The organism is Paenibacillus sp. PCH8, from assembly GCF_002968835.1.
Taxonomy (GTDB): Bacteria; Bacillota; Bacilli; order Paenibacillales; family Paenibacillaceae; genus Paenibacillus.
On record NZ_PKQK01000002.1, the window covers coordinates 529,578 to 556,038 of the forward strand.

At 48.2% G+C, this 26,461-nt stretch carries 27 protein-coding genes and 1 pseudogene; 17 read left to right on the forward strand and 11 right to left on the reverse strand.

All coding sequences use genetic code 11. The features are described from left to right. Positions 1 to 31: 31 nt before the first annotated feature. A complete protein-coding gene (locus C0Q44_RS15065; RefSeq protein ID WP_181151007.1) occupies positions 32 to 2,008 on the reverse strand; it encodes an ABC transporter ATP-binding protein in 1,977 nt (658 codons plus the stop codon). 115 nt (positions 2,009 to 2,123) lie between these two features. Here C0Q44_RS15065 and C0Q44_RS15070 point away from each other — a divergent pair, with 115 nt between their 5' ends. Genes C0Q44_RS15070 through C0Q44_RS30220 form a run of 3 tightly spaced genes read left to right on the forward strand, consistent with a single transcriptional unit; the run spans position 2,124 to position 3,564 of the window. After that, entirely contained in the window at positions 2,124 to 3,017 is an 894-nt protein-coding gene (locus tag C0Q44_RS15070; protein ID WP_105408107.1) for an AraC family transcriptional regulator, read from the forward strand. 12 nt (positions 3,018 to 3,029) lie between these two features. Beyond that, positions 3,030 to 3,326 (forward strand): hypothetical protein, encoded by a 297-nt coding sequence (locus C0Q44_RS15075; RefSeq protein WP_105408108.1) that lies wholly within the window; start codon positions 3,030 to 3,032, stop codon positions 3,324 to 3,326. Beyond that, positions 3,313 to 3,564: a hypothetical protein gene (locus C0Q44_RS30220; protein ID WP_105408109.1), complete on the forward strand. Its 252-nt coding sequence runs from the start codon at positions 3,313 to 3,315 to the stop codon at positions 3,562 to 3,564. Before C0Q44_RS15075 ends, C0Q44_RS30220 begins: the two co-directional genes overlap by 14 nt. 560 nt (positions 3,565 to 4,124) lie before the next feature. Here the strand turns inward: C0Q44_RS30220 and C0Q44_RS15085 are convergent. The 5 genes from C0Q44_RS15085 to C0Q44_RS15105 form a co-directional block, all read right to left on the reverse strand. Continuing rightward, the gene (locus C0Q44_RS15085) at positions 4,125 to 5,237 is read right to left on the reverse strand and encodes a glycosyltransferase family 2 protein (protein ID WP_258166343.1); all 1,113 of its coding nucleotides are present in this window, start codon (positions 5,235 to 5,237) and stop codon (positions 4,125 to 4,127) included. A gap of 862 nt (positions 5,238 to 6,099) precedes the next feature. Continuing rightward, positions 6,100 to 6,846 (reverse strand): class I SAM-dependent methyltransferase, encoded by a 747-nt coding sequence (locus C0Q44_RS15090; RefSeq protein WP_105408110.1) that lies wholly within the window; start codon positions 6,844 to 6,846, stop codon positions 6,100 to 6,102. Continuing rightward, positions 6,833 to 8,452 (reverse strand): nucleotide sugar dehydrogenase, encoded by a 1,620-nt coding sequence (locus tag C0Q44_RS15095; protein ID WP_258166395.1) that lies wholly within the window; start codon positions 8,450 to 8,452, stop codon positions 6,833 to 6,835. The genes C0Q44_RS15090 and C0Q44_RS15095 overlap by 14 nt, the downstream gene beginning before the upstream one ends. A 25-nt stretch (positions 8,453 to 8,477) precedes the next feature. Next, complete coding sequence (locus tag C0Q44_RS15100) at positions 8,478 to 9,467, reverse strand: SDR family NAD(P)-dependent oxidoreductase (protein ID WP_105408111.1); 990 nt, start codon at positions 9,465 to 9,467, stop codon at positions 8,478 to 8,480. 18 nt (positions 9,468 to 9,485) lie between these two features. Continuing rightward, the gene (locus tag C0Q44_RS15105; protein WP_105408112.1) at positions 9,486 to 10,175 is read right to left on the reverse strand and encodes a glycosyltransferase; all 690 of its coding nucleotides are present in this window, start codon (positions 10,173 to 10,175) and stop codon (positions 9,486 to 9,488) included. 374 nt (positions 10,176 to 10,549) lie between these two features. Here C0Q44_RS15105 and C0Q44_RS15110 point away from each other — a divergent pair, with 374 nt between their 5' ends. Continuing rightward, complete coding sequence (locus C0Q44_RS15110; RefSeq protein WP_105408113.1) at positions 10,550 to 11,260, forward strand: GT-D fold domain-containing glycosyltransferase; 711 nt, start codon at positions 10,550 to 10,552, stop codon at positions 11,258 to 11,260. A 216-nt stretch (positions 11,261 to 11,476) separates the two neighbouring features. Here the strand turns inward: C0Q44_RS15110 and C0Q44_RS15115 are convergent, their stop codons facing one another. Next, the gene (locus C0Q44_RS15115) at positions 11,477 to 11,884 is read right to left on the reverse strand and encodes a hypothetical protein (RefSeq protein ID WP_105408114.1); all 408 of its coding nucleotides are present in this window, start codon (positions 11,882 to 11,884) and stop codon (positions 11,477 to 11,479) included. 190 nt (positions 11,885 to 12,074) lie between these two features. Between C0Q44_RS15115 and C0Q44_RS15120 the strand changes: the two genes are divergently transcribed. The 13 genes from C0Q44_RS15120 (at position 12,075) to C0Q44_RS15180 (ending at position 23,337) form a co-directional block, all read left to right on the forward strand. Further along, complete coding sequence (locus C0Q44_RS15120) at positions 12,075 to 13,226, forward strand: RluA family pseudouridine synthase (protein WP_105408115.1); 1,152 nt, start codon at positions 12,075 to 12,077, stop codon at positions 13,224 to 13,226. Positions 13,227 to 13,291: 65 nt separating this feature from the next. Beyond that, the gene (locus C0Q44_RS15125; RefSeq protein WP_105408116.1) at positions 13,292 to 13,870 is read left to right on the forward strand and encodes an SLOG family protein; all 579 of its coding nucleotides are present in this window, start codon (positions 13,292 to 13,294) and stop codon (positions 13,868 to 13,870) included. Between the two features lie 132 nt (positions 13,871 to 14,002). After that, the gene (gene speD, locus C0Q44_RS15130) at positions 14,003 to 14,818 is read left to right on the forward strand and encodes an adenosylmethionine decarboxylase (protein WP_105408117.1); all 816 of its coding nucleotides are present in this window, start codon (positions 14,003 to 14,005) and stop codon (positions 14,816 to 14,818) included. 172 nt (positions 14,819 to 14,990) lie between these two features. After that, the gene (gene flgB, locus C0Q44_RS15135) at positions 14,991 to 15,401 is read left to right on the forward strand and encodes a flagellar basal body rod protein FlgB (RefSeq protein WP_105408118.1); all 411 of its coding nucleotides are present in this window, start codon (positions 14,991 to 14,993) and stop codon (positions 15,399 to 15,401) included. Between the two features lie 200 nt (positions 15,402 to 15,601). Continuing rightward, a complete protein-coding gene (locus tag C0Q44_RS31515; protein ID WP_308737423.1) occupies positions 15,602 to 16,720 on the forward strand; it encodes a GNAT family N-acetyltransferase in 1,119 nt (372 codons plus the stop codon). 18 nt (positions 16,721 to 16,738) lie between these two features. Then, positions 16,739 to 17,608 (forward strand): helix-turn-helix domain-containing protein, encoded by an 870-nt coding sequence (locus C0Q44_RS15145; protein ID WP_105408119.1) that lies wholly within the window; start codon positions 16,739 to 16,741, stop codon positions 17,606 to 17,608. A 70-nt stretch (positions 17,609 to 17,678) separates the two neighbouring features. After that, positions 17,679 to 18,200 (forward strand): ankyrin repeat domain-containing protein, encoded by a 522-nt coding sequence (locus C0Q44_RS15150; RefSeq protein ID WP_105408120.1) that lies wholly within the window; start codon positions 17,679 to 17,681, stop codon positions 18,198 to 18,200. A gap of 223 nt (positions 18,201 to 18,423) precedes the next feature. Further along, the gene (locus C0Q44_RS15155) at positions 18,424 to 18,945 is read left to right on the forward strand and encodes a sigma-70 family RNA polymerase sigma factor (protein ID WP_181151008.1); all 522 of its coding nucleotides are present in this window, start codon (positions 18,424 to 18,426) and stop codon (positions 18,943 to 18,945) included. After that, positions 18,942 to 20,261: a DUF4179 domain-containing protein gene (locus C0Q44_RS15160; protein ID WP_105408122.1), complete on the forward strand. Its 1,320-nt coding sequence runs from the start codon at positions 18,942 to 18,944 to the stop codon at positions 20,259 to 20,261. Before C0Q44_RS15155 ends, C0Q44_RS15160 begins: the two co-directional genes overlap by 4 nt. Before the next feature lie 111 nt (positions 20,262 to 20,372). Then, positions 20,373 to 21,416, forward strand: a complete 1,044-nt coding sequence (locus C0Q44_RS15165; protein WP_105408123.1) for a S66 family peptidase — start codon at positions 20,373 to 20,375, stop codon at positions 21,414 to 21,416. Positions 21,417 to 21,480: 64 nt separating this feature from the next. Further along, positions 21,481 to 21,786: a hypothetical protein gene (locus C0Q44_RS15170; RefSeq protein WP_105408124.1), complete on the forward strand. Its 306-nt coding sequence runs from the start codon at positions 21,481 to 21,483 to the stop codon at positions 21,784 to 21,786. A gap of 315 nt (positions 21,787 to 22,101) precedes the next feature. Beyond that, positions 22,102 to 22,860, forward strand: a complete 759-nt coding sequence (locus tag C0Q44_RS15175; RefSeq protein WP_105408499.1) for a threonine/serine exporter family protein — start codon at positions 22,102 to 22,104, stop codon at positions 22,858 to 22,860. A gap of 18 nt (positions 22,861 to 22,878) precedes the next feature. Next, a complete protein-coding gene (locus C0Q44_RS15180; protein ID WP_105408125.1) occupies positions 22,879 to 23,337 on the forward strand; it encodes a threonine/serine exporter family protein in 459 nt (152 codons plus the stop codon). 135 nt (positions 23,338 to 23,472) lie between these two features. On the opposite strand, the gene C0Q44_RS15185 is transcribed toward C0Q44_RS15180, so the two are convergent. The 4 genes and pseudogenes from C0Q44_RS15185 to C0Q44_RS15205 all read right to left on the reverse strand — a co-directional run bounded on the left by C0Q44_RS15185 (position 23,473) and on the right by C0Q44_RS15205 (position 26,387). Beyond that, positions 23,473 to 24,018, reverse strand: a complete 546-nt coding sequence (locus C0Q44_RS15185; protein ID WP_105408126.1) for a DUF2569 family protein — start codon at positions 24,016 to 24,018, stop codon at positions 23,473 to 23,475. Positions 24,019 to 24,131: 113 nt separating this feature from the next. After that, positions 24,132 to 24,730, reverse strand: a pseudogene (locus C0Q44_RS31800) (penicillin-binding transpeptidase domain-containing protein). Next, the gene (locus tag C0Q44_RS15200; protein ID WP_105408129.1) at positions 24,664 to 25,761 is read right to left on the reverse strand and encodes a transglycosylase domain-containing protein; all 1,098 of its coding nucleotides are present in this window, start codon (positions 25,759 to 25,761) and stop codon (positions 24,664 to 24,666) included. Before C0Q44_RS15200 ends, C0Q44_RS31800 begins: the two are co-directional and overlap by 67 nt. After that, positions 25,755 to 26,387 (reverse strand): hypothetical protein, encoded by a 633-nt coding sequence (locus C0Q44_RS15205; protein WP_105408130.1) that lies wholly within the window; start codon positions 26,385 to 26,387, stop codon positions 25,755 to 25,757. Before C0Q44_RS15205 ends, C0Q44_RS15200 begins: the two co-directional genes overlap by 7 nt. Between the last annotated feature and the right edge of the window lie 74 nt (positions 26,388 to 26,461).

The window sequence follows — 26,461 nt, forward strand, 5'->3', positions numbered from 1 at the left end:
CCCACTTTTGATCCCGACTCTGCCACATTCACTATTCCTGTTCAGCATCCTGCTCGGAAATATAGCTTCGATATCCGTTCGGACGTTCCAACAGTTCCTGATGAGTGCCCGTATCTTCCACGTGCGCCTTTTGTATATAGATCACCTGATCTGCCTGTTCAATCAATGACAATCGATGGGTTACCGCAATAATGGTTGTTCCTTGCTCTACAGATAACCCCTTAAATAACGCATTCAATTGCTGTTCATGCCATGAATCTTGAGAAGATGTTGGTTCATCCAATAACAGAATATCCGGGTTCCTCAGAACGGCTCTCGCTAAACTAATACGCTGGTGCTCGCCGCCGGACATGGACCCACCCTGAGGCTGAAGCGCAGTCCCATATCCGAGCGATTGACGCATAATTGCGTCATGTGCATGAGTCTTATGAGCTGCAAGCTGCACTTGTTCAGCGGATACCCCCGATGCTCCAAAAACAATATTCTCATCCACCGTGCCTGAGAAAATAAAGGCCTGTTGCGGAACATACACCTGGCTCTTGCCACTGCTCATGTCCTCCCCCATTGGAATCATGGAGTTCATTTGATGAGTTGCATCCATTGGATTTGCTGGATTCATATCCTTCGTTACCTGGATCGAACCAGCGGCAGGTTTGTCTAACCCGGCGATTAATTCCAATAATGTAGTCTTTCCGCATCCACTTGGTCCGGTGATCACGGTAAGTTTGCCTTTCGGGGCTGTAAATGAAATATGGGACAGCACTTCTTCCTGCTCCGCATACCTGTAAGATACATTCTGTACGATGATTCCTGACGGTGTAGAATGTTGAATATGCTGATGATCTGAACCTGATTTGGATCGTTCATATGTATCTGCCCTGTTATTAACTTTAATATTTACATTAGAATTTATTCTGGTATTTGCTACGGTGTCAGGCTCAGAACCAGGGTCATGACCATTGACATTATTCTGATCCCATTTGGAATCCATAACGTCGGAAGAATTCTTGTCTGTAGCTACCGTTTTCTTTTTCTCCAGATCCAACACTTCAAAGATTCTGGACGCATGAGAGGCCGAGCCGATAAACTCATTCCACAGGCCAGACAGGGATTCAATCGGACGAGTTAACTGACTGCTTGCCACCAGAAAAGCCGCCAGACCTCCCACATCCATCTGCCCGTTCAACACCTGCATTCCACCGAGATAGAGAATCAGGATCATGCCGCCATATGTCGAGACTCGTCCGGCTGCCTCCGATAGACGTTGCAACACAGATACGGACATCGTATGTCGGAATACTTGATCCATTCGTTCTTTAAATTGATGGTGTACATACCCCGAAAGCCCATAACTTCGGATCTCCACAGGGGCTTGAATAATATCAGTCAGCATCTCATCCCTCGCTGCCGCGCTGACATTCAGCTGATCATGTTTTCCCTGTAGACGTTTACTCAGCCCCACCGTTACCAGAGGGTAGATTAGAGTGAAGGCAACGACAGCTAGAGACAGCGGCAAGTTCACCCAACTGAAATACGCAAACGCAAGCACCAGTTGAATAATATTTTTAGCCAGTTCAATGCCATGTTGGTTAATTCCTTTCTGTGCTTCCTTGGCAGATGTCCAGACTCTGGCCGTGAGATCACCTGTATGATAAGGCGTCAGATCTCGTGCCTCTGTGTTTCCATAAGACCTGAGCAACAGGGACTGCACAGACAACAGTGATTTTTGCTGGAATAACGTCTCAACCCATGTCATAAATACGGTTACAATCATACGTAAGACCACAATGAAAGCGCCTATGATTAGACCGGAATAGATTAAGGGGAACTGGGATTCCGTAGCACCTTTGACCAGTCTTCGGATCGATTCCAGATAACCCACTTCAATCAGAGAGACCGTAAAAGCAGCGAAGAGCAACAGCATGATGAACATCCGGTATTTCCCCGTCAATGTCCATAATCGAGTTAGCATGCCTAACGTAGTATAAGTTCTTTTGTCAGCAAACATGGATGCTTTCTCCAATCTTGTCATTAAATTATGTACCTGGTTATGATATCATCGGTGATAAGGAAAAAATGAACATTTATTGCTGTAACGACTAACCGAAGTAAGGGAGATTGGTATGCAACATGATCTACTAGACACGCTGGATAAGCTATTCGACTACATAGAAGACCATATTCAAGAGAAATTAACGCTGGACCATCTGGCGTCCGTGACTCATATATCCAAGTTCCACCTGCACCGCATGTTCAAACATGTGAGTGGACAATTACCTGGAGAATACATTCGTTCACGCAAATTGGCACGCAGTCTGGAACAATTGGTCAATCTGAACTGGAAGATTATCGACATCAGCGGACATTACTCTTTTGAACATGAACAATCCTACATACGTGCATTCAAACAAGCTTTTGGCGTCACGCCGTTGCAATATCGCAAACAGGGAGCTGGTGACCTCGAATTCACAGCTCGCATGACTTCGTCCATGATTACGATGCTTCCGTATGGATATATTTTCACACCAACCTATGTCCGCAAACCGGCCATGAAACTCATTGGACAACGATCCCAGATTCGGTATGCAGACAATGAAGAACATTATGAATCCAATTCGGCAGGCAATCGCTTTTTTGAAAAACATTTTCATTCTATTCCCGATGTGCTGTACCCCAATGTGTATATTGGACTTACCACCGAGATGATTGAAGATTGCAGTACATATCAGCCATCTGTCGAAGTTAGCAGCCTGGAGAATATCCCTTTGGAGTTGGATGGGATCGAAGTACCGGCCAACCAATATGCCGTCTTCAAATTCGTCTGTGATTTCCATCCAAGTCTAATCAACATTGATCATCTGGACAGTGTCTGGACTTTTATCGATGAATATTGGCAAAATCATTCGGGGTACGAGAAGAGTGATCCGTACTATTTTGAGAGGATTGATGGGAGTCTGGCTCAGGATCATTATGGAGAATTGGACATTTATATTCCTGCGAAGCAAGTCACGCTTTGAAAAGAGGTTTACATGATTATGAAGCAAAATGAACAAACTCACACCTCCGACTCCAAAAAAACCAAATCCTGGATACGTCGTCATCCGATATTAACTACATTCACCTTGTTGTTTCTCATGCTGGTTGTCGCCCTGTTCCTGTATTTCATGCTCCGTCCCTACTTCTCCACATTTGACCGTTCCGAACAGGGAGATCTGAGCTACTCTATGCCTTCGCGAAATGGTGAATATACCGTCGAGATTTACGGTGTGCCGTATGGAGGTGCGGGCAGGCGGAGTCACGCTATGGGTCGATGTGAAGAAGACTAGTGATACGGATGGCTCCACCGTAAAAACTATATATCGCGCAAAGCACCACGGAAATAACCATCTGGAATGGGAAAGCGAACTTACGCTTCGGATGGAGAACTGGAACGAGTACAGTGATGAGACCATTACACTCAACATAGATGAGGAAATATATGATGGCTGGGGATGGGCGTGCAAAAGCTTACGAATGAAAGACCAGTATGTGCGATGTCTGGCTCCAGAAAAACAAAGCAACTAAGTATGTACAAGTAAGTTCAAGTAAGTTCAAATTAAGCATCATTGTATGAAAGAACATCGCAATAAGGCGTGAGACTCACTGCCCCACATACACATGTCTGAAGATATTCACGGTTCAAGCCTTGTGAGATGCAACGTAAAATAAGCCCCGCTCACCGACTCTCTCGGCCAAGCGGGGCTGCTCTTATTTATAGATATCATCGTTATCTACCTTTGATTATTTGTAGTCTGCCAGCGCTCGTTCATTGATACATCCGCTCCGGGCTTAAAACCGTTACAACCTGATGCTTTCGATATACATCTATTCTTCAATTCTACCGCCACCGATACATTTTTTTGCCAGTAGCACTTATAAACCTCACGGTATTCAGTTCCAGTGATTACTGTTCAGTCCTATGCAGCTACGATATCTTCTATTTCTTCTATTTCTTTTATTAAGTCTTATCTTCTACATCCTACGTCTCATCTTCTACATTAAAATGCTTTCGCTAATTCTAGCTATGCTTCAAACTACCTTTGCTCATTAGTCCCGATCTAGCCCCCTACTTATGAGGTGACACTTCAATCACGTTCTTCCCGCTCTTTCATCTCCTTGCGCACCACCACTTCAAGCTTCTGTCGATTGGCAAGCAATCCCGGATCATTCGGCAAGTACTCCCGGGCTTTGGTATTATGCATTAGTGCCTGCTCCCAGTTGCCCAGATGGGCATAACAGAGGGATAGCCGGGCATGTGGTAGCCAAGTGCGACATGGCACGGGCACCGGGCGAAGACCCGGATCACGGCTGCTCACATCTACTGCTTGCATATACCAGTAGATCGCAGAGACGGCTTCCTGCCGCTCATGAAAACAGGCTGCGATGGCGCAACAGAAGTCGGCATGCGGCAAGTCATACTGGAACGACTGCAGCAATGCACCCAGCTTGCGGCCCGGCTCGCCAAGCCGCTCATAACATTCCGCCAGCCGCGCACAAGCAATGAGACGGTCCTCGCGGTAGCCGCTCGATTGCTCCAGCAGCTTCGCATATCCGCGTGCAGCCGCCGCATAACACTGGCGGTCATAACATTCGCCTGCATAATAGAACAGCAGGCGACCCTGGGCTACGCCCTCTTCGGCGATCCATTTGCGCAGAATGCGCACGTTACGCGCCGAATGATTTCCCGCTTCGCGGCGGTGCGTGACGGCAATGTCTGCCGTAATGACCCCGCTCTGCGGGAAACTGAGCTGCTCGTGCAGCCGGCCATGCCAGCGGCACCCGGCATCCCGCTTGACCAGGCGTAACCGGCGGTCCGTCACCAGCGGACTTCCCTCCGGCCCCTCGGCCAGCGTGTAGTTCAAGATCACAGCATTCGCCTCCCCTTCGGGCAGCAGCTGCTGCTTCACCCCCTCCAGCTTCGCCCGTTCCGCGGGCAACAGCACATCATCCGCATCCAGCCACAGGATATACTCCTGAGTGGCTTTGGCGAATGACTCATTCCGCGCTGCGGCAAAATCTTCGTGCCACGCATACGTGTAGACCCGGTCGGTGTATCGCGCAGCGATGTCCATCGTCCGATCGGACGAACCGGTATCCACGATGATAATCTCGTCCGCGACGCTGGCAACCGAGTCGAGACAACGTGCAAGCGTACGTTCCTCGTTCTTCACAATCATGCACAGACTGATGGTGATCACGCTCTGAGCCCCTTCCTGTCGCACGCGTATTGCGAATTTTCATAAGTTTTTCATTGTGCTAAGTTGCTTCGAACAAACTACTAGCATCTAGTTGGTATGAGGTATGAGGTAGCTGGTATGAGATAGTTAGTATAAGGTAGTTGATTTTGATATTTGATGTTTGATCATTGGTGCTTAGAACTTAGAACTTAGAACTTAGAACTTAGAACTTAGAACTTAGAACTTAGAACTTAGAACTTAGAACTTAGAACTTAGAACTTAGAACTTAGAACTTAGAACTTAGAACTTAGAACTTAGAATTGTACTGGTTTTGGTCCGCTACTAAGACCTCCAATTCCCTCCTCAAACTCATTAACTTGTAACCCACGATTATTAGTGCTACCACTAAGAGCAGCTGCTTTCACACTCTCATCTCACAGGTCTCATCTCACAGACCTCAAACTCAGCAAAGAATATATTACCTTTACATTAGCTAACGAACTGAGGTAACGCTATTTAGTGCATTTCAGCTACTTTGAAAATGTAACGAATCTGAGACGCGCTATTCTCCTGTTTTAGGCATCAATTAGCCGTTTATCGCAGATTCCGGCTGTAATAGCGTCGCTGAGATTCGTTAGATTTCTCCCCTCTCCAAAATCATCAACATAAGGCGTGTGGGATTCGTTAGAAAATGGGATACGCTGTCGTCACACTAAACAGCACGGCAGCGGAGGATAACAATGTTCCATTTTGCAATCTAAAGCATATATCTGAGGCGTACAAGGGAAGCATTTTGAAACCAATCCTTTCATCTCATTCTACAGCTAAAGGCTATCCCCCCACATCCTCGCCTTTCGCTGTAGCTCCACCCTTGCTTTACGCTTTACCCTTCCCCATTCTCCTGTCGGCGAAGTCGTTTCACCTGCTCCACCGCGCTATCCAGTACTTTCTTGCGCTGCTTCATAACGCGGAGATGCTGTTGTTCCACCTCGGCAAAATGTACATGATCCAGCTTCATCCACTCCATCAGTTGATCCAAGGTTGGCGACATATGCAGCTGTGTTCTCCGTCGTTTGCGAGCCACGCAACATAGATATTTATGATGAACTTCCAGTTTCAAGACTTCAAAATAGGGCAATAGACACATCGCCAGGTTACCTGCATAGAACGTCTGCTTGTGGTCATAGAACGGATGAAATCCGTACGGTACGGTTACAACCAACGTTCCGTCCTCCTGCAACAGCCGATGAATCTGAATCAACAACGTCTCTGGATGGGCAAAATGCTCCAGCACTTCCCCAAGTAGTACCGTGTCGAAGATCGTTCGGACTTTCCATTGTGTAATATCCACCATTCGAAAATCCACATGGTTTCGGACAGGTCTGGACTCTTTGGCAAGCTCACCTTGGGCGTAGTGAATGCTTTCTTCTTCCAGGTCAACACCCGTAACACGAAATCCTTCACGCCCCAGCAAAATAGACGTAATACCTTGACTGCACCCGACATCCAGAATACGTTTGCCTGTCGCCTCACGGCACATCCAGTGGATGCGGGTCCGGGTCGCTTCATGGGACTCTTCCGAATTGATCTCGCCATAATAGCGTTCATTCACCCGATCATGATTCGCCATAAGCATCTCCTGAATTCCCATGCGGATCAATCTCAGCTTTTCGATGAGCAACAGCTTTGTCGCTTTCCACAGCCTGCTGTTCCTGCCGATCTCCAGACCCTGACATCCCCGTTACTCTTTTCGCAATTGCCTCTTCTTGTTCTTCTTGTTCCTCTCTCCATCCCTGCTCTACCTTCACCGCAGGTCGAACGGGCTGGCCAAGCACGACAATATTACCTCCATGGCATCCGGCAGTTGCGTTACGTGTATCGAAAATCAGCTTCGCATGGTCCGCCATCTCCTGATAATCGAAGCCCGAATGGTCGGTCGTGATAATCACCAGATCAGCCCATGTCCACAATTCGGGAGCATCAGGCCGGGAGTGAAGCACCGAACCGTCATCCTTGCGGAAGACAGGCACCATTGGATCGGTGAAAACGACCTCTGCTCCCGCCGCGCTCAGGAGACGAAAGACATCCAGCGCTGGTGATTCACGCAGATCGTCAATGTCTTTTTTGTAAGCCATACCCGCCAGTACAACACGCGCTCCTCGCACAGATACTCCGTACCGCTCCAGCAAGACTATTGCCCGCTGAACGACATGCTCCGGCATCTGCCGATTGGTCGCATCGGCCAGCTGGATGAATCGCAGCTCCGATCCCTGACGGCTTGCTGCCCAGGACAGATAGATCGGATCAATGGGAATACAGTGTCCGCCGATGCCGGGGCCAGGATAGAATGGCATGTACCCAAACGGTTTGGTTGCCGCCGCATTCAATACTTCCCAAATGTTTACGCCCATCTGTTCACAGGCAGGAGTCAATTCGTTTACCAGTGCAATGTTGACGCTGCGGAACGTATTTTCGAACAGCTTTGCCGTCTCCGCTACCGTTGTTGAACTAACCGGAACGATCTCGTTCAAGAACGAGCCGTAGAACTGTTTGCCATAATGCAGACAGGCGGGCGTCGAGCCTCCAATGATCTTAGGCGTATTTTTCACACCATAATGCACACTGCCCGGGTCCACCCGCTCTGGAGAATAACAGACATGGAACTGTTCCCCGACTCTCCAGCCTTTGGCCGCTTCAATAGGTTGTTTCACGCGTTCCTCCGTTGTGCCGGGATAGGTTGTACTTTCCAGAATAACAAGGCTGCCCTTTTGCAGATATGGAGTCATACCGTCCACCGCCGCCGAGATATACGAAATGTCCGGTTGATGCTCCGCGGTAAGCGGGGTAGGCACACAGATGACAATGACATTCGCCTCTGCCACCGCCGCATAATCGGTACCTGACGTGAACAACTTTGCCTGCATCAGAGATTGCACAACTTCATCTTTGATGCCAATGACATACGAATGCCCGGTGCACAGCTTCGCTACCTTGGAAGTATCAATATCAATCCCGTGAACCTGATAACCTGCCTGTGCCATCTCCACGGCCATGGGTAAACCGACATAGCCGAGACCCATGACAACAGCCTTCAGGGAGCGGTCATTAATGCGTTGAAGCGTGGCCTTGTCTTGCTGTTGGTGCACTGCTTGATATGCTTGTGGTTTGAGTTGTTGATGCAGTTCTTCCTGTCCTCCCTGTACTACGGTTGGATGGTACTCTTCCATTCCTTCCACCTCCAAACCCTCCGCCTCCCTTCGGTTAGTCGATATAGCCGCCTGCACGCAGAAACCGGGCAATCGCTGGCTTGTTCATCATGGCACTGTCCGAACGATACTCGGAGAAGTTCACATGCGACAAGCTACTGTACTGATCCGTCAGTCCCTTGTCCGCTCGCTCCGGCAGGATCACATAATACTGGGCATCGTACCGGTACGTGCGCGGCGCCTCATAAGGTGAGATCAGCACTTCATGCAGTTTCTCGCCTGGACGTATTCCTGTGACTATATAATCGAAGGATGGACGACCTGCCTGTTCCAACATGACGGATGCCAGATCCGTCATCTTGCAAGCTTTCATTTTCATCACAAAAGTCTCTCCGCCCACCGCCGCCTCAGCAGCTTTAAGCAGTAAATGTATGGCTTCTGTTCGCGTCAGGAAAAAACGGGTCATGCCTTGGTCTGTAATGGTCAGACTCTTGCCTTCCTCAATCTGACGACGGAATAAAGGCACCACACTGCCGCTGGTTCCCAGCACATTACCGCCGCGGATACAGACAAACCGTGTGCGTTCACTAAGCCAGTTGGCACGAATCATCATTTTCTCACCCAGAGCCTTCGTCATGCCGTATACATTAATTGGATCAACCGCCTTGTCCGTAGATACATCAATGACTTTCGGTACCTGCATGCGGATCGCAGCCCGAATAATGTTCTGCGTCCCGATGACATTCGTCTTGAACGCTTCATCCGGCTGGTCCTCGCAGACTGGAACGTGCTTCAAGGCAGCGAGATGGAAGAGCACATCAACGCCTTTGCACGCGTCTTCCACGGCCCGGTAATCCCGAATATCCCCAATGACGAAGTGCAGACGCGGATCATGGTTGAACTCTCGCTGCATCGCAATCTGGGCGTATTCATTACGTGAAAGAAGGCGAATCTCGGCCGGGTTCTGCGCCAGCAGCACTTCGGTCAGCTTCTGACCCCAGGAGCCTGTTCCTCCGGTGATTAGAATGGTTTGTCCTTGAATCATGGATGAATCCCTCCTTGATCAGATCATGAATTCGCCTAATACTTGTGCCATCTCCTCCCGGTTTAACCGGTCTTGTGGCGGTACCTTTTTGACTGAAGTATTATTCGAATGCACAATGTTGACATAATTGCGCGGCGCAAGCAGTTCATGCGGCAGATCGATGACATTGCCATGCGTACCCCTGCCCGGAAGCTTGACCCGGTATCCTGCCGTGTATTCCGCCGTTTTGTACAGATAGACATAGAATTGTGGAGAACGGTGGAACGCGGGAGCCATCTCATTATTCACACTGTCCCACAGATAGCCGTTCTGGTTGATCAGGGCCATCGTCTGTGGCTGCGGCTGAACATCATAGAGTTGTTGAACAAAAGTCTTGTGGTACAGATCATCCGAATCCAGACGGGCTATATAGATATCCTCAGCATCCTTGGCGAATGCCAGTATCGCTCGTACACTCTCGATGTTCGTGCCAAAACGAATATTGGAAGGAAGCGGCTCCTGCCCTGTAAGAATCTCCTGCACTAATTCCCCCGATTCCTTGGAGAGCTTCAACACCGTCAGGAAATCCTGATTCGTCTGTGCCTTGAGGCAATGCAACGTAAACGTGCGAAAAATGCTGATCCGACGCTCCAGCCATTCCCGCGTCAATCGCTGCGGGTCCATCCCGTAATTATTGAAGTTAATCTCAATCACAACTTTTCTGGACATAACACGCCTCCTCTTGACCGATGCCGCCCGCTCTACTCGGATACAGGCATTTTCAAAGTTTGGATCGCCTGTTTCTACGAAACTCTTAGAAAAATCTATAAAATCCTAAAAAAAATTCTCAGGACATTTTGAGGTAACTCTTTCGAAAATTTCGCCTCACACAGATAGCTTCCAAGCAACATCTCCCTTATGAATCCAGCACTCTATAACGTATGAAATGCGGATACATCCGGCACCGACACCTGTACTAACTTTCAATTAAATAGATTGATATACACCCGAAGTTTGTGCCCTGAGGGTCGAACGTACATAGCATTGTTGTAGTCGCAACATAGAATAGAGCAATTGGTTTTTCAAAGGAGGCAACCACCGGAATGAATTCAATCTATCTTGAAATGGATGGTGTGCTTGATCAGCTTGAAGCAGCACTTATTGAACAGCGTCCTCTCTCTCTTGTGCGCGTCGGTGATGGCGAGAATATCGTGATGTCACAGGAAACGGTGTGGACCACAGAACAGGTGCTTCAGGAGCGTTGGGCCATCAAAGCTAATTTGGGACAAAAAGGACTGCGCCTTCCCAACCTGCAGCTCCGGGACGAAGTGGCAGCTTCCCTGCAACGTGCGAGTATCGTCGGGATTCTCCCCCGCGGTGACAACACCATCAAAGCTCCTCATTATCTGAAGAGACCCTTAACCGATATCGTGTTTGCCCACTTTGGCATCGCGCCTGCGCTAACCTGTCATGCCTGTGTGAATCGGGAGCTGGCCCAGGTTCCTCGTTTCTGGCAGATGCTTGCCGGCAAACGTGTGCTTCTCGTGACCCGCGAGCTTGAACAGCTCCGTGCTGCACTTGTTCAGGAGCCCTATCATCTGAACATTGTGAGCTCGCTGCCCTTTGACAGCTATGATCAGATGGATGAGACATTGCAATGGATTCAGACGAATCAGCATACCTACGATGTCGCTCTCTTCTCCTGTGGTGTCAACGCCGTTATTCTTGCGGAGCGAACAGCCGCACTCACAGGCAAAGTCGCTATCGACTTTGGCAAAGCAAACAACATCATTCTCAAGGGTCGGGCCAACTGAATCCTGGACACCTCCAATGGATGAGCTACACACGGATCCGTGCATATGCGGCAAAGACCCCCGGCTCCTTGAGCCGGGGGTTTCATGCTGCGCGCTAGTCGAAACGTATCGCTACATGGTTGTGTACTTCTCTGTTCTCTGGGGTATGAAGCGAACTCTGCCGTCAACAGAAGAGATGTCAATACACTCCTCCTGTTCACCTTGCATTCTTCAATACTAACTGGTGGCGGCAATGCCATAGAACATTTCCGGCCCGGTTCTTACTGCTGTGGACACCCCTGAGATGAACGAGGTGTACACACTCTCCAGTGCGGGTGGTGCAGACAGATCCTGAGCTGTGAACGAATGGAACTCGGCACCGCCGTTCTGCCCGATCGTACCTTCAGCGCGATAGATGACATAGAAGGGATCGTATAAGAATCCGCGTACAAGCTCCACAACAAAGGTATCCCCCAGTTCTCCGGTAACACCTACTGTCCCGTTTAACGTAATAATGGGATTCACCACTCCCTGGGTTTGAAGACCCACGGCGCCGAATGCTGCCGGAGATTCCGACAGAGATAAACCTGGCTGTCCTACGTTTCCCGAGTTCATCGAAGTTCTCATATCGAGAAACACGCCCATGAAGTAACACCTCCAATACTATGGGATAACATATCCTATGAATCTAACAACTCTTCGGATTGGATGTATAGCAGATTCCATGAACCTATTTTTATTTGTCGACTGTTAGTGGTATATTGAACTGCATAACGAAATGAACGGATCGTATGCACACAAGCGGTACAGGCTGTTCAGAAGGAGATTACTATTCATGAATAAACGCAAACGTCCAACAGGTAAAACATCATCGGCATCAGCCAAAGGGAAAACATACGCAGGTTCATCTACAGCACGTTCCGGCAAGTCTAACTTCTCATCTGCTAAATCATCAGGTGCTTCCACGTCACGTAATACGGAAGAGAATAAGAAACCATTAGCCGCGAAATCGTCGACCGCACCCAAGAAAGCTGGAAGTAACAAACCCAAAAAATCCAGTGCGTCCAAACGTCCGGGCAATTCCTATTATCGCAAGCAAGAACCACCACGTCAGTACAAAGTGACTGAACCGGACGAGTTGCTGAATTTCCTGCTACAACATCTGAAATCGGGACGGAATGCGGTGAAGTCCATTCTGGGTCGTGGACAGGTATCCGTGGATCAGAAAGTCGTTACCAAATTTAATGAACCACTGACGCCAGGTCAGGTTGTATACATCAAAAAAGAGGGTGCAGTCGCCGCTCCTTCCTTGACGGGCATTAACATTTTGCATGAAGACGATGACATCATTGTGATTCGCAAAGAAGCTGGGCTGTTGTCCATTGCTGCGGACAAGAATGACGACCTGACTGCTTATCGCCAACTGACAGAGCATGTGCGCCGCACCAATGAGATGAATCGGATTTTTGTTGTACATCGTCTGGATCGGGATACGTCGGGTGTTATGATGTTTGCCAAAAGTGAAGAAGTACAACAGAAGCTACAAAACAACTGGAAAGAAAATGTGAAGGATCGCGTCTATGTCGCTCTTGTTGAAGGTAATGTAACCACAGAAGAAGGTACGATCTCCTCGTGGCTGAAGGAAACCAAAACGCTGAAAATGTACTCCAGTTCTCGTCCCAATGACGGACAACTTGCGGTTACCCATTACAAACGCCTGAAGTCGAGCCGTGAGTTCTCCCTGCTGGAAGTCCGTCTGGAGACAGGCCGCAAAAATCAGATTCGTGTGCATATGGAAGATCTCGGACATCCCATTGCCGGGGACAGAAAATATGGTGCGCGCACGAGAGACCTCGGACGTCTCGGACTTCATGCACGTGTGCTCTCATTCATTCACCCTACAACAGATGTTCTGATGTCATTCGAGACGGATATTCCTAAGCCATTCCTGTATCCTTTCCGTGCAGAGGCTTCACCCGCACAATAACTGCATAACCATATAGAATCAGAGATTTCCCTACCAAGAATCATGCCTGAAAGGAGGAACGGACACTGAAAAACCTGTTGATTACCGGTTACCGTGCACATGAATTGCAGATTTTCGGACAAAAGCATGAAGGTATTCCTTTTATCAAAAAAGCGATCGCCTCACGCCTCACTCCCCTTGTCGAGGATGGGCTGGAGTGGGTTCTGACCCCAGGACAATACGGTGTGGACCTGTGGGCCTGTGAAGTGGTAATTGACCTGAAGAAGACGTACCCGCATCTGAAGCTGTCGATTATCACTGCTTTTCAGAATCCAGAGGAACAATGGAAGGAAGACAAGCAGGAGTATTACCGTTCCATCCTCTCAGGTGTGGACTATTATGGTGCCATTAGCAATCAACCCTATGTTGGACCGTGGCAGTTCACGGCACGGGATGACTTGCTGCTGCGCAAAAGTGATGGTCTTCTGCTCGTCTATGACGAAGATGCCGGGGAAGGCAGCCCCCGTTTCCTGAAGGAAAAAGCAGTGAAGAAACAGCAGAACGAGGACTATACGATGATCAGTGTAACTTCGGAAGATATTCAATCCGTAGCCGAGGATGAGCGCATGAACGATATGGGCTATGATGAGCACTCTTCCTTCTGACGGTTGTCCGGTTGTAACCAAGGCGGAATATGCCCAGAATGACGTACATATGTTTTTTTTCGAGACAGGTTGGGTATAAGTAGTATTAAACTGCGATGATTATGTCGTATGGGACAAAGGGGAACTGCAACCATGACAATAACGCCAGAGCAGCGCATTCAACTACATGGATTCAACAACCTGACCAAGTCGCTGAGCTTCAATATGTACGATATCTGTTACACCAAAACCAAAGATGAACGCGAAGCTTACATTGAATATATCGATGAACAATACAACGCCGCGCGGCTGAGCAAAATCCTGAACAACGTATCCGACATCATCGGGGCCCACGTCCTGAATGTCGCGCAGCAGGATTATGTGCCTCAGGGTGCGAGTGTGACGATGCTGGTATCGGAAGGTCCAATCGTAGAGATCCCCGAGGAATCCCTCGATGAATCTCCCGGTCCACTGCCCGATAACGTCGTCATGCAGTTGGATAAAAGTCATATTACCGTGCACACCTATCCCGAGTTTCACCCGAGTGAAGGCATCAGCACCTTCCGTGCGGACATCGATGTCTCCACCTGCGGTGAGATTTCACCGCTCAAAGCGCTGAATTACCTGATTCATTCGTTTGATACGGACATTATGACAATGGATTACCGGGTACGTGGATTCACGCGCGATATGAGCGGACGCAAGCTGTTCATTGATCACGAGATCGGTTCGATTCAGAACTACATTCCGGATGAGATCAAGAGTAGCTTCGATATGATTGATGTGAACGTCTATCAGGAGAATATTTTCCATACCAAATGTAAGCTGAAGGAATTCGATCTCGATAATTACCTGTTTGGATATACCAAGGATAAGCTGAGCAAGACGGAACAACAGGATATTACCGAGTGGCTGAAGCTGGAGATGGATGAGATCTATTACGGCAAAAACATGAATCGTCCTTCATAATCGTTCATTCATGTGGGTAAGGACCAAGACAAGTTATCATGCAGATCGGGTTCTCTCTTTAACGGAAACTCTCGCATGTGCTTGTCTTTTTGTCTATGGTGTTGACATAGTGCAACTTTATTTTTTATTATAAGAGTAACTGCATTATTTTGCAGTGGAGGAGGGCCAAGCCGTGATCGAAACCAACACGACAAGACGTAACGAATCCCTGTTACAAGCGCTAACTGCTCAGCACAGTGCCATCACCAATAACATTGCCAATGCAGATACGCCCAACTACAAGAAGAAAACGGTAGAGTTTCAGGAAGAGCTTCGACGGATCGTTGAGAATAGCAGAACAGATCAGCTCGACATGAAGCGGACTCATGCAAAACACTTTCCAATTACGAATCCCAATGCTTCAATCGTCCAGTACCGAGTTGTCGAGAACAATGAAACTGCTATGAACAATAACAACAATAACGTTGACATTGACATCGAAATGGCTAATCTTTCGGAGAATCAGCTCATGTATAACTACATGGTCGATCGGGTCAGCGGACACTACAAAAAGATGAAAAATCTGTTGAATGATTTGAAATAGTACATACTACAGCAGCCCTTGAGGGCTGCTTTTTTTATAATTAAATGTATTCGGGTAAGGAATCCATTAACCATTACGCATGTGATCTAACCCGCTTCATTCCGGCAAACAAGTGTTTGATGCCATTTTTCGGTATCCACTCCTGTTCGTAGTATAATGAAAAAAACGATTGATTACATATCGAACAAAAGAGGTGCAACATGGCTCCACGTCATTTAAATGGTTTCCAAGGTTCCAAAGTCAGACTTGCGGCCCCATCCCCGGAAGATTGCATGCGGCTCTCCCGCTTCACGGACGATTATGAATATTTGCGCAATATGGATACAGATATCGCTGTTCCGTTAACGCCGGATGAGACAGGCTCCTCCTCCGTCCGCAGAGACAACGGTTTTGAATTTGCGTTACGTACGCTGGAAGGCAACCGATACATTGGATTCACCGCCCTCTACCGGATTGAATGGAACAATCGCTCCGCTCGTCTGGCGATTGGAATCGGTGAAGAGAATGATCGAGGTAAAGGATACGGCAGTGATGCCCTTGCCCTGATTCTTCGATATGGATTCCACGAATTGAACCTGAACCGGATTGCGCTCGAAGTCATCGAATATAACGAAGGTGCCCGCCACGCATACTTAAAAGCTGGTTTTCGGGAGGAAGGTCGTCAGCGTTCAGCAGTCATGCGAGATGGCGCACATTATGATCTGATCTCGATGAGTATCCTTTCGGAAGAATGGTCGACGCAGACCAGGCTTCCCTTGTCGTTCCGATCCACTCGCATTCCTGAGTTCGGGAGTACGACAGCAGATGGCTCCTGGCAACGTCAGGTTAACGAACAAGATGCTCCGTCTATATTCAGTTCTGATGTTAATTCTGTTTCTGGTTCAAGTGTCACAGGTGAATCGGTGGTCACACCACGCATCGGCGTAGGTGCGGTCATCCTGAACGAACGGCATGAAGTGCTGCTCGTCTGGCGTAATCGGCAGCCTGAACAGCACACCTGGAGTATTCCCGGCGGGAAAGTCGATGCCTACGAGTCACTGGAGACAGCAGTCATCCGTGAAATTAAGGAGGAAGTGGATCTGGATATCTCCATCGACAGGCTGCTCTGTACGGCGGAGACAATCCAGCCGCAACAGGAAGAGCATTGGATATCCGTTCTTTATTCCACCAAGGTTATTGGCGGCCATGCTCGTAATCTGGAAGAAGGCGGAGCCATTGGTGAGATCGGCTGGTTCCGGCTGCATGATCTGCCTTCTCCACTCGCCTGCTTTGCTGTGCCTGGACTGGACGCTGTGAAGAAGTTATATAACCAGAATTAAGATTGGAGGTGCTTGCACATGTTGGAGTTTCATATTCCTCAACCTGCTCCCGCCCCCTTCATTCTGCATGAATCAAGTTCCCAATTCGACTGGAAAGGCAGCGGCTCGCTATCACTGAAAACATTCCGTAACGGAAGATCACTCTATGAAGCGGGACGCGGTCACTTCGCAGTTAACCATGAGCGTTATCTACTTCTGAATGAGGGTCAGGAGTACAGTCTCCATATTGATTCTTCCGTACCGGTAGAATCCTTTTGTATCTTCTTCCCTGCCGGTTATGTGGAAGAGATTAGTCGAAATCTGGTCAGCAGTGATCTCCGGCTACTTGATGAGCCATATGCCTGTTCATCCTCAAGTAGGATGGAGTGGGTTGAACGCACATACTCCATGGATAATCGGCTTGGTGCAGCCCTGAATCGTTTGCGTAATTTGTACAGTCCAGACACGATGGATTCCTGGGCAACAGAGGAACAGCTTCAACAGGTTGCTGTTCATATGCTTGATTTACACCGTGACGTTCAGCAAGAGATCAACGAACTGAATATGATCAAGCATTCAACCAGAGAAGAGTTATATCGCAGAGTGTACATCGGGCACGAGTATATCTCCGCCTATTATGATCAGCCGTTATCGCTGGAGCAGACTGCAGCGGCTGCACAATTATCCGTGAATCATTTTCTACGAAATTATAAACAGTTGTTTGGCACTTCACCCCATCGTTATCTTACTGAATGCAGACTACAGGCTGCAAAGCGGCTTCTGCTTGATACGGACACGTCTGTTACCCATATCTGTTATGATGTGGGCTTCGAAAGTCTCGGTTCGTTCAGTTCATTATTCACCAGACGCTTCGATACTTCTCCTACTCAGCTGCGAGCAAAAAGGTGATTATGAAGAAGAACCTCTGAGAGGGAAACCATATAATTGAACAATCTCATCTGATGGAGGGCTTTCATATATGAATCATTCGAAACAGACTAATCATCTATTCCAAGCTGCACAGCATGGGGACGTTACAACCATAAGAAAGACTCTTGCTTCCTTGCCCGAGTTGGCCAATACGGAAAATCAAGATGGACTTACCCCACTCGGATATGCCTCTCATTATGGACAAGCAGGAGCAGTACGTCTTCTTCTGGAGTATGGAGCCGATGTTAACGCCCTTTCTCATTCCAAGATTTCCTTTATTCCGTCCAATACGGCACTGCATGCCGCTTTTGCCGGAGAACGTTCGCCTGAGGTTATCGAACTCTTGCTGGAACACGGGGCATGCACAAGTATTCTGGACAGCGATGGGCAAAATGTACTGCATTCAGCTGCATTCCATACGGATCAGATTGAGCTTATCCAACTATTGCTTCAACATGATGCCGATCCGAATGCAGAGAACTCAGCGGGTGAGACCGCACTGGACATTGCGATTACACGCGGAAATAGGGCGACAGCTGCTTATCTAAGGGATGCTATTGCAACGAAGTAACCATCGTTGTGCAAGTTGTTGCACATGAGCAAAACATACATAACCGCCAGATCCTTCTTCCAGCCACGAAGGGGATTTTGGCGGTTGTTTGATGTTTCCTGACCCTACCTTTACGCTTCAAAAACTTTGAATTTTCACATACATCATTTTTTATTAAAAACCAAGAACCGTTTGGCCCTTTCCGTGGTCTAATACTCAACATATCCATGAAAGGAGGAGCCATGTGACCCCGATTCAACTTATAATAGCCGCACAAAAAGGGGATGCCGAGGCTTTTGCAGCCTTAATGGAATTACATCAGAGCCGACTGTACCGTATCGCCTATGCCTACTTGCACAACGAAGGTGACGCGCTGGAAGCGATCCAGGAATCAACCTTCAGGGCATTCCGTAAACTCAAAAAATTAAAAGAGCCCTCCTACTTCGGTACTTGGCTCATCCGAATTCTGCTCAACTACTGTGCAGACGAACGCAAACGCAAAAGCAGATACAGTCACAGTCCAGTTACCGAAGTTCAAGAAACTGGCAGTTGGGATCGCCCTGCAGACCCGGACCTTGCGGTCGCTGTATCCAGCCTTGACCGGGATTGCAAACCAATTATTATTATGAGTTATTTCGAAGGTTTCTCCTTAACTGAAGTCGCCGATATTCTTGAAATTCCAACTGGAACCGTAAAATCCCGATTACATCGGGCACTCGGACAGCTACGGGATCAACTTGAAACGAAAGGAGATGCATCCTCATGACCGATGAACGAAACTCATTCGACGCATTGGAAGAACGGCTGAAGGGTCGCAAGACGGAATATGATACTATGCCTGTACCTGATGTTGCGGCATCCCAGGCTGTTCAGGCTGGAATCCGTCTGGCTGCCCGCAAACGCAAGTCTCGGTTGCGCTGGTATATGAGCTCTATCTCGGCTGCTGTCCTCATTCTGCTGTTTACGGGATGTATCCGTGTCTCTCCCGCCTTTGCGTCCTTCGTGGAGCAATTGCCCGGAATGGAAGGCATTGTGAGCATGATTCGCCAGGATAAAGGGTTAATGATGGCGATCGATAAGTCTCTCTTACAGAAAGTCGGTATAACCGATGAGCATGATGGTGCTTCCGTGACTGTTGAAGGCATTATCACAGACGAGTCACGCATGGTCATTTTTTACACGATGAAAGGCATGAAAGATTCCGAAAAATTCAACTATGACATCGATTTGCTGGATGAGAACGGTACAGATCTTCCTGTTGGATTTAGCTATTCCTCTCCTAAACCTACTTCAGAAAATGGCATTTATGAGGATAAAATCGATGTCTCATTCACAGAATCTTTACCGCCACAAGAGCTGACCGTTATATTTAAGGAACGAGGTAAGGAACCGAATAATAAGTGGAAGGTCACTTTCCCAGTGGATCGCAGCTTAACGAAAGACATGAAAAAAATCATTCCCGTGAACCAAACAATGACCGTGGACGGGCAGCGTATCCATGTAAAACAAGCCGTTCTGTATCCCACTCGCCTTGTACTCGATATCGAATATGATCGGAACAACACCAAAAAAATCTTCGGAATTCGTGATCTGCAATTGGTAGATGAGCAAGGCCGAGCATGGCGAACGGATTCATCTTCCATCGGAGGCTCTGGAAGTTCCGTCTTTTTCGAAAGCATGTTCTTCTCCACTCCGAAAAAACTGATTTTGCAGGGATCTGGCCTTTCAGCAGTGGATAAGGATGAACTGGTTATCAGCATTGATCCATCATCAGGTGAAATACAAGGTGGCCCATCAAGTTTGAAATTCTTGAAAAGCACGGCCCAGGGCAAAGATTTGGTTATCGAGTTTTCAATTGCAGACTCTCAAAATGCTACTTCAGGGCTATCTTTTACCAATATCAAGGATAGTAAAGGAAATCCTTTCGACATTAATGAAGTAGGTTGGAGCCCTTCCGTCTTTGAAGCAAGGGTTGTTATTAAAAATGGAGCCGCAGCCAAAGGAAATCTGACAATGGAAATATACTCTTACCCTGATCAAATTCGCGCACCGTTCTCTATTGAAATTCCTGTGATTCCCTAAAGGAAATGTAACAGCCATAAAAGCAAGCCGCATGAAGTAGTCATGCACTATAATAATAATATCTAACATCTACATTCAATCGATATATTCACAGGAAAGGTGTGTTCCACAATGAATCAACGTTCAATCCGTTATCCACAGCCACTTGCGCCAGGGGGCATCATCGGTGTGGCGGCACCGTCCAGCGGTGTAGGCGAATCCATGTATCCTTCTCTTGTAGAGTGTAAGCTCCATATGGAGCGTCTTGGGTTTGGCGTACAAGAAAGCCCGTCCCTCCGTCACAATAGTAAATGTGTGAGTGCATCCAAAGAGGCCCGTGCCGAAGAAATGAATGCGTTTATGCGTGATCCGAATATTCAAGCGATTATCCCTCCATGGGGCGGGGAATTCCTGATGGATATTCTCCCCCTGTTGGACTGGGGAGCATTTCGAACGTTGCCACCTAAGTGGGTTATGGGCTATTCGGATATCAGTACATTCCTGTTTGCTTATACATTGCTCACTGGCACAGCTTCGGCTCATGGCACCAATTATGTAGATCTTCGATCAAGCCAGATCGATTGGGTTACTGCACGCTGCTTGGATGTATTACAGACCGAACAGGGCGGGCAGATTACACAATCGTCTTCTACGCATTATCAAACGGAATGGAAACCAGAACTGCCCGGTTTCAATCTGGATACACCTTCCCGCTGGAAACAGCTCGGTCATGCGGAAGATGCAGACACGGCCGTATCATTCTCTGGACGACTCATGGGCGGCTGCATGGATACAATCACCTGTCTGATCGGTACACCGTATGCCCCCGTTGAAACATATCTGGATGAGTATTGTGCAGACGAGGGAACGATCTGGTACTTGGAGAGCTGTGAGATGAATGCGGGAGATATCTATCGTCATCTATGGCAGATGAGACAGGCGGGCTGGTTTGCAGGCGTGAAAGGCTTCATGTTTGGCCGACTTGCCGGTTATTCGGATACAGGAGATTTTAATTTCACGGATGCCCTGTCTTCAGCACTGAAAGATCTGGACGTGCCTATCCTGTACGATGTGGATTTAGGCCATATCCCACCTCAACTCACCTTTGTGAACGGAGCACTGGGTAAAGTGGCTTATGAAAATGGACGCGGGAGCCTTGAGATGACGTTTCGGTAATCACCTTTTGTAGGCGGATGCATACCTTGAAGTATGAACTTATTTTGAGGAAGGGTTGTGCATCATGTCTGATTCCACATCCACACCATCCACACGCGTCGTATACCAGGCCAATCAACCGATGCTCCAATCCGTGCAAAATGTGCGGAATATGCTTCATCATACAGCCCGGCAACATATAGGCAAGAAGGTGCACGTCCAGAATATGGATGGTCAGGTATGGGAAGGTGTCATCATCAGTGCAGACCGCGGGATTCTGTATCTCCAGGTTACTCCGATGCATGGATATCCTGAGCCACGCGCTTTATTCGGACCGACCATTTTGCCACTCGTCCTGTATGAGTTGTTAGTCATTACGCTGTTAATGTAGCTTGGTTTAATGTACTTCACGCAACGTGTGCCACAACCCACAAAAAGCTCCGCTCCTGCCCCTTCGGGCCTTGGGAACGAAGCTTTTTTGGGGTTTGTGGATTTAATGAAATGTCTCTGGATGAAGAGATTCTTCTCGCGGTACAAGCTGGATAAGTGACTTCTTCTCCTTCGTGCGGTATGTTTCCTTGCTGGTGTGTGAAATATGATACAATGGTGTCGGCACCACGCCTTATCTCATATGAAACGGAGTTTGATCCGGTTGGAATACATACGTCATGATTCATCTCCCGTAACTCAAACCGAGGCGGGTAGGATTGGCAACCATTCTACTGAACAACCCCGCGTGATTGCAATCTGTCTGCTCGCAGGCAAAATCATGCTGCAAAGCGGTGGTGAAACCTACCGTGTCGAAGATACGATGAAACGTATGGCAGCGGCGCTTGGATTACCCCACTCGCACAGTTATGTTGTGCCAACAGGCATCTTTTTCTCGGTAGATGCAACCGAACCTGCCAAGCTGATTCGCATCTCTGAGCGTACAACGGATCTGGACAAAGTATCCGAGGTGAATGCGGTCTCCCGCCGCATTGGACAAGGAGAATTATCCGTTCAGGAAGCGCATGACCTGTTGTTGCAGATTGAAGGCAAACCTTCCTCCTACTCAACGACCGTGCTGCTTGGGGCTGCGGCGTTATCCAGCGGTTGTTTTACCATTATGTTTGGCGGGGGTTGGGGCGACTTTCTTCCAGCGCTCGTCTGCGGTGGCATAGGCTATGCAGCCGTGATTGCCTTTCACCGGTTGGTACAGGTCAAATTCTTTGCCGAGCTTACCGCAGCCTTCGTCATTGGTTTACTCGCTTTTTTCCTGGTCTATATCGGAGCAGGCCATGAACGGGACAAAATCATCATTGGTTCGGTTATGCCTTTGGTTCCAGGTCTGCTGATTACCAATGCCGTACGTGACCTGATGGCCGGACATCTGGTGTCCGGTTTATCCAAGGGAGCCGAAGCGTTTCTAACCGCTTTTGCGATTGGTACCGGTATAGCGGTTGTGTTTTCACTTTTTATGTAAGACGGAGGAATGCAGGATATGCTCCATTTTATTGAACAAGCCTTGACCAGTTTTGTCGCTTCGGCGGCGTTCGGCATTATCTTCAACGCACCACGACGCATGTTGCTTCACGGTGGATTTGTCGGCATGATCGGCTGGATCATCTATATCGTGCTCGAATATGCAGCGGATGCGGTTCCTGCCACACTTGCAGCGACCATAGCCGTAGGTGTCATCAGTCAGGTTTTCTCCCGTATGTTCCGTGCACCCGTTATTATTTTCAGTGTCGCAGGCATCATTCCTCTGGTTCCGGGTGGACTCGCGTACAATGCCATGCGTAGTTTTGTTCAACATGACTACAGTGCAGCCATGGAGATGGCAGCCAAGGCACTCATGTTATCTGGTGCCATCGCCGTGGGCCTCGTACTATCCGAGGTGCTAAACCAGATGATACGCCGATTATCCGACTCGTTGCGGACAAAATCATTGCCAAAGTGACCTTGCTTTGTACCCATCATGAGACGCAAGGAAGGCCCGTTACAGACAGAGTGAATTCTCTGTACGCAACGGGCCTTCCCCATGAGATTTTCTTTTTGGACTGTATGCCAACACAACGGAAGCCTGTTACACGGCTTACTTTATGAACGTATTCTTAACCCGCACCGACTTGAGGAAGTATGGAATGAAGATACAGCACGTCAGGAGCGATCGTATGATTAAATGAAAAGCTGGTGTTGGATCGAGCACATGCTGTTCTCTTGGAATCTCACCTCGTGCAATCAGAATCCAGGTCACGATTCCTATCACGACATTCAACACATACATCACCATCATCATGCGTGGAAACTGTTTCTTCTTTTTATATAAAAGAACGAGACTCACAATAACGATCATCAATAGAATGATGCTGCTAATGAAGCCAAACCATAGAAGTGGGCGTATCACCTCAGTGTACATCTGCTGATCGACACCACGGCCTTCTACCCATCTGGCCGGGTCCATAAAGACGTTTACCTGCGACACATCCGAGATGAGAAACACCAGGGAGAGCCAAAGACTAATCTGAATCAAAATAAGCCAGCCGCCTAATCCTGAGATGCCAGGAAATTCCGGTCTGATCCCGGTTTTGGGCGACAGCGAGTTCATATCCAGTTCCGATTTCCTATATTTATAGTCCATTCCAGCCTCCTTTACGATAGATAAGACAACATATTATACATTAAAAGCTAATCCTGTGTTCTCCAAGAGAAGGAAATAATCGTCTGGACTATGGTCTCTCTCTCCATTGGATTCTATTGCGTAGCACGTATCATCACCGAAGCGAACAACTCCGCCGCAGTGCCACTTCCCGTGCGCATAACATGCTCTACATCGGTATGATCAAACCCCATCCACACGGCTGCAGTCCATTCGCTCGTATATCCAACAAACCAAAGATCACGATTCGCATCTTTAGCAACACCCGAGACACCCGCCTGTGTCGTCCCCGTTTTGCCCGCCACCGTAACCTGGTTCATCCGTGCCCGACTACCTGTCCCTGGCTAACCACACTTTGCAGCATCTTCGTCATAGCATTCGCTGTGCGAGTGGTAATAACCTGTTTATTTTCAGACCTATGCGAATAAATAATCTGTCCATCGGTATCGGTAATCTCTCGAATTAGGTGTGCCGTATTATACTTGCCGTTATTGGCAAATACCGCGTAGGCTTGTGCCATTTTTAGCGGAGATACTCCCTTATGTAGTCCTCCCAAGGCAATAGAGAGGTTCAGATCCTCTTCTCCCAGTTCGATCCCCAATCGACTGGCAAATGGATAGGCCTGTTTCAACCCAATTTCATGAAGTAACCAAACGGCTGGCGCGTTGATGGATTGCTGAATGGCCTGGGACATGGTAACAGATCCCCTGTAATGCCCTCCCAAATTGCCGGGTTGGTAACTACCATACGGGATGAATCTCGAAATGTTTGCTCCATGGCAAGCTGCGCTTGCCGATTCAATCCGGTATGAATCGTCCAGCCCGCTGATTGAATCTCTGCTCCACTCTTGCCTGTGATCCGGGAAGCCTCCTGGATTACCGCATCCACAGCGGACACATAAGCAGGCTCGCTCAAACCCGGTGCAGCTACTGACTTCAATTCCGTGTCAGAGGGCGTGTAATCGACGTGGCGAGCTTCCAGCATCTGTTTGCGCGTAATCAGTCCCTGCTCATGCATGATCGCATGCACGACAGAACGCCGCTGTTTTGAAAGCGAAGGATGATCCACCGGATTATAGATGGAAGGTCCTTTCGGAATTCCAGCCAGCGTAGCGATCTGCCATAGCTCCAACTGATGCAAATCTGTAATCCCGAAATAACGTACAGCTGCCGCTTTAACACCATACTGCTGTCGCCCCATGTAGATGTGATTCAAGTACAGTTCCAATATCTCATCCTTCTTAAACTTCTTCTCCAACGCCATGGCGATCGATATTTCATTCACCTTCCGGGTCCATGTTTTATTCCCGTTCAAATACAGATTTCTTGCCAGTTGCTGCGTAATGGAGCTTCCTCCCTGACTCAGATCCATATGTATGATGTCTTGCACGATGGCCCTGCCCACCCCGATGAAATCCAATCCATCATGGCTGTAAAACCGTCGATCTTCTGTAGCTAAGAAAGCCATGATCAGCAAATCCGGCATGGCGTTCAGATCTGCAAATTCCGAATATCCTTTGGTCTGTGTATACAATCTCGAAATTTCGTTTCCCTCTGCGTTCGTAATAAGGGTTGAAGCGGCCACCTGAATAGCCTCTGGATGATTGCGAAGCATTCCTTCACCATACACAATCAGATAAAGATAGAGAAGCGTCAGCGTAAGAACCACTGCAACGGTTGCATCGAATATGTGATAAATCCAGCGCTTGCTCCTGCGTCTCAACATTTCGGCTCCCTGATTACCTGTTCACTCGGAGCTGAATCGTCCTGAACCTTCAGTTCTGTAATCCCTAGCGCATGTTGGAGTAGCAATGTCTGTTCATAGGCTAGCCTGACCCAGTGCTGCATCTCTACCGCGTCCTTGCATCGACCTTGAATGATCTCGTCCAGAGAGGAACGGACACCGTACAGCGTAAGTTTTATCGGTAATCCCATTGGTGTCGAGATCGCTTGAGAGTTCTCTTGCATATGAAATGCAATCGTATTCAGATGGTTAGCCATCTGCCTTAACTCTCCTCTACTTAATACATCCATTTGGGCAGGGACCCGACCATTCGCGAGATCCGTTGTTCCGCTTGCAATATGCCGGAGATCCTCTGCTATCTTCTGCGAACGAATCCAGAAAAAGACTGCAAACAAGACTCCCCCGATGAAGATGAGGAACGGCCTTGTTCCAATGTGGTTTATTCCCCAGTTCATCATACGGGTTATCCACGCTACATCTGACAAGACATGAGCATAGGCAAATCGCAGCATGTGATGAACGACAAACAGGAGCACAGCGCTAAGGATGGCGCTTGCTCCGCAAATATATAGGTAACTGATTCTTACTGTACGCCATGATGACTTCATATTCGGTATCCTCCTCAATTCTGTAGTGAACTCAATTGAGATTAAGAATACCGAATATTTCTTAATGAAGGTGT

What these genes read in the sequence shown, in the direction of transcription:
- C0Q44_RS15065 (WP_181151007.1), bottom strand. Translation starts at nt 2,008, where the DNA reads ATGTTTGCTGACAAAAGAACTTATACTACGTTAGGCATGCTAACTCGA.
- C0Q44_RS15070 (WP_105408107.1), top strand. Translation starts at nt 2,124, where the DNA reads ATGCAACATGATCTACTAGACACGCTGGATAAGCTATTCGACTACATA.
- C0Q44_RS15075 (WP_105408108.1), top strand. Translation starts at nt 3,030, where the DNA reads ATGATTATGAAGCAAAATGAACAAACTCACACCTCCGACTCCAAAAAA.
- C0Q44_RS15090 (WP_105408110.1), bottom strand. Translation starts at nt 6,846, where the DNA reads ATGGCGAATCATGATCGGGTGAATGAACGCTATTATGGCGAGATCAAT.
- C0Q44_RS15100 (WP_105408111.1), bottom strand. Translation starts at nt 9,467, where the DNA reads ATGATTCAAGGACAAACCATTCTAATCACCGGAGGAACAGGCTCCTGG.
- C0Q44_RS15105 (WP_105408112.1), bottom strand. Translation starts at nt 10,175, where the DNA reads ATGTCCAGAAAAGTTGTGATTGAGATTAACTTCAATAATTACGGGATG.
- C0Q44_RS15110 (WP_105408113.1), top strand. Translation starts at nt 10,550, where the DNA reads ATGAATTCAATCTATCTTGAAATGGATGGTGTGCTTGATCAGCTTGAA.
- C0Q44_RS15115 (WP_105408114.1), bottom strand. Translation starts at nt 11,884, where the DNA reads ATGGGCGTGTTTCTCGATATGAGAACTTCGATGAACTCGGGAAACGTA.
- C0Q44_RS15120 (WP_105408115.1), top strand. Translation starts at nt 12,075, where the DNA reads ATGAATAAACGCAAACGTCCAACAGGTAAAACATCATCGGCATCAGCC.
- speD (WP_105408117.1), top strand. Translation starts at nt 14,003, where the DNA reads ATGACAATAACGCCAGAGCAGCGCATTCAACTACATGGATTCAACAAC.
- C0Q44_RS31515 (WP_308737423.1), top strand. Translation starts at nt 15,602, where the DNA reads ATGGCTCCACGTCATTTAAATGGTTTCCAAGGTTCCAAAGTCAGACTT.
- C0Q44_RS15145 (WP_105408119.1), top strand. Translation starts at nt 16,739, where the DNA reads ATGTTGGAGTTTCATATTCCTCAACCTGCTCCCGCCCCCTTCATTCTG.
- C0Q44_RS15150 (WP_105408120.1), top strand. Translation starts at nt 17,679, where the DNA reads ATGAATCATTCGAAACAGACTAATCATCTATTCCAAGCTGCACAGCAT.
- C0Q44_RS15160 (WP_105408122.1), top strand. Translation starts at nt 18,942, where the DNA reads ATGACCGATGAACGAAACTCATTCGACGCATTGGAAGAACGGCTGAAG.
- C0Q44_RS15165 (WP_105408123.1), top strand. Translation starts at nt 20,373, where the DNA reads ATGAATCAACGTTCAATCCGTTATCCACAGCCACTTGCGCCAGGGGGC.
- C0Q44_RS15170 (WP_105408124.1), top strand. Translation starts at nt 21,481, where the DNA reads ATGTCTGATTCCACATCCACACCATCCACACGCGTCGTATACCAGGCC.
- C0Q44_RS15180 (WP_105408125.1), top strand. Translation starts at nt 22,879, where the DNA reads ATGCTCCATTTTATTGAACAAGCCTTGACCAGTTTTGTCGCTTCGGCG.
- C0Q44_RS15185 (WP_105408126.1), bottom strand. Translation starts at nt 24,018, where the DNA reads ATGGACTATAAATATAGGAAATCGGAACTGGATATGAACTCGCTGTCG.
- C0Q44_RS15200 (WP_105408129.1), bottom strand. Translation starts at nt 25,761, where the DNA reads ATGTTGAGACGCAGGAGCAAGCGCTGGATTTATCACATATTCGATGCA.
- C0Q44_RS15205 (WP_105408130.1), bottom strand. Translation starts at nt 26,387, where the DNA reads ATGAAGTCATCATGGCGTACAGTAAGAATCAGTTACCTATATATTTGC.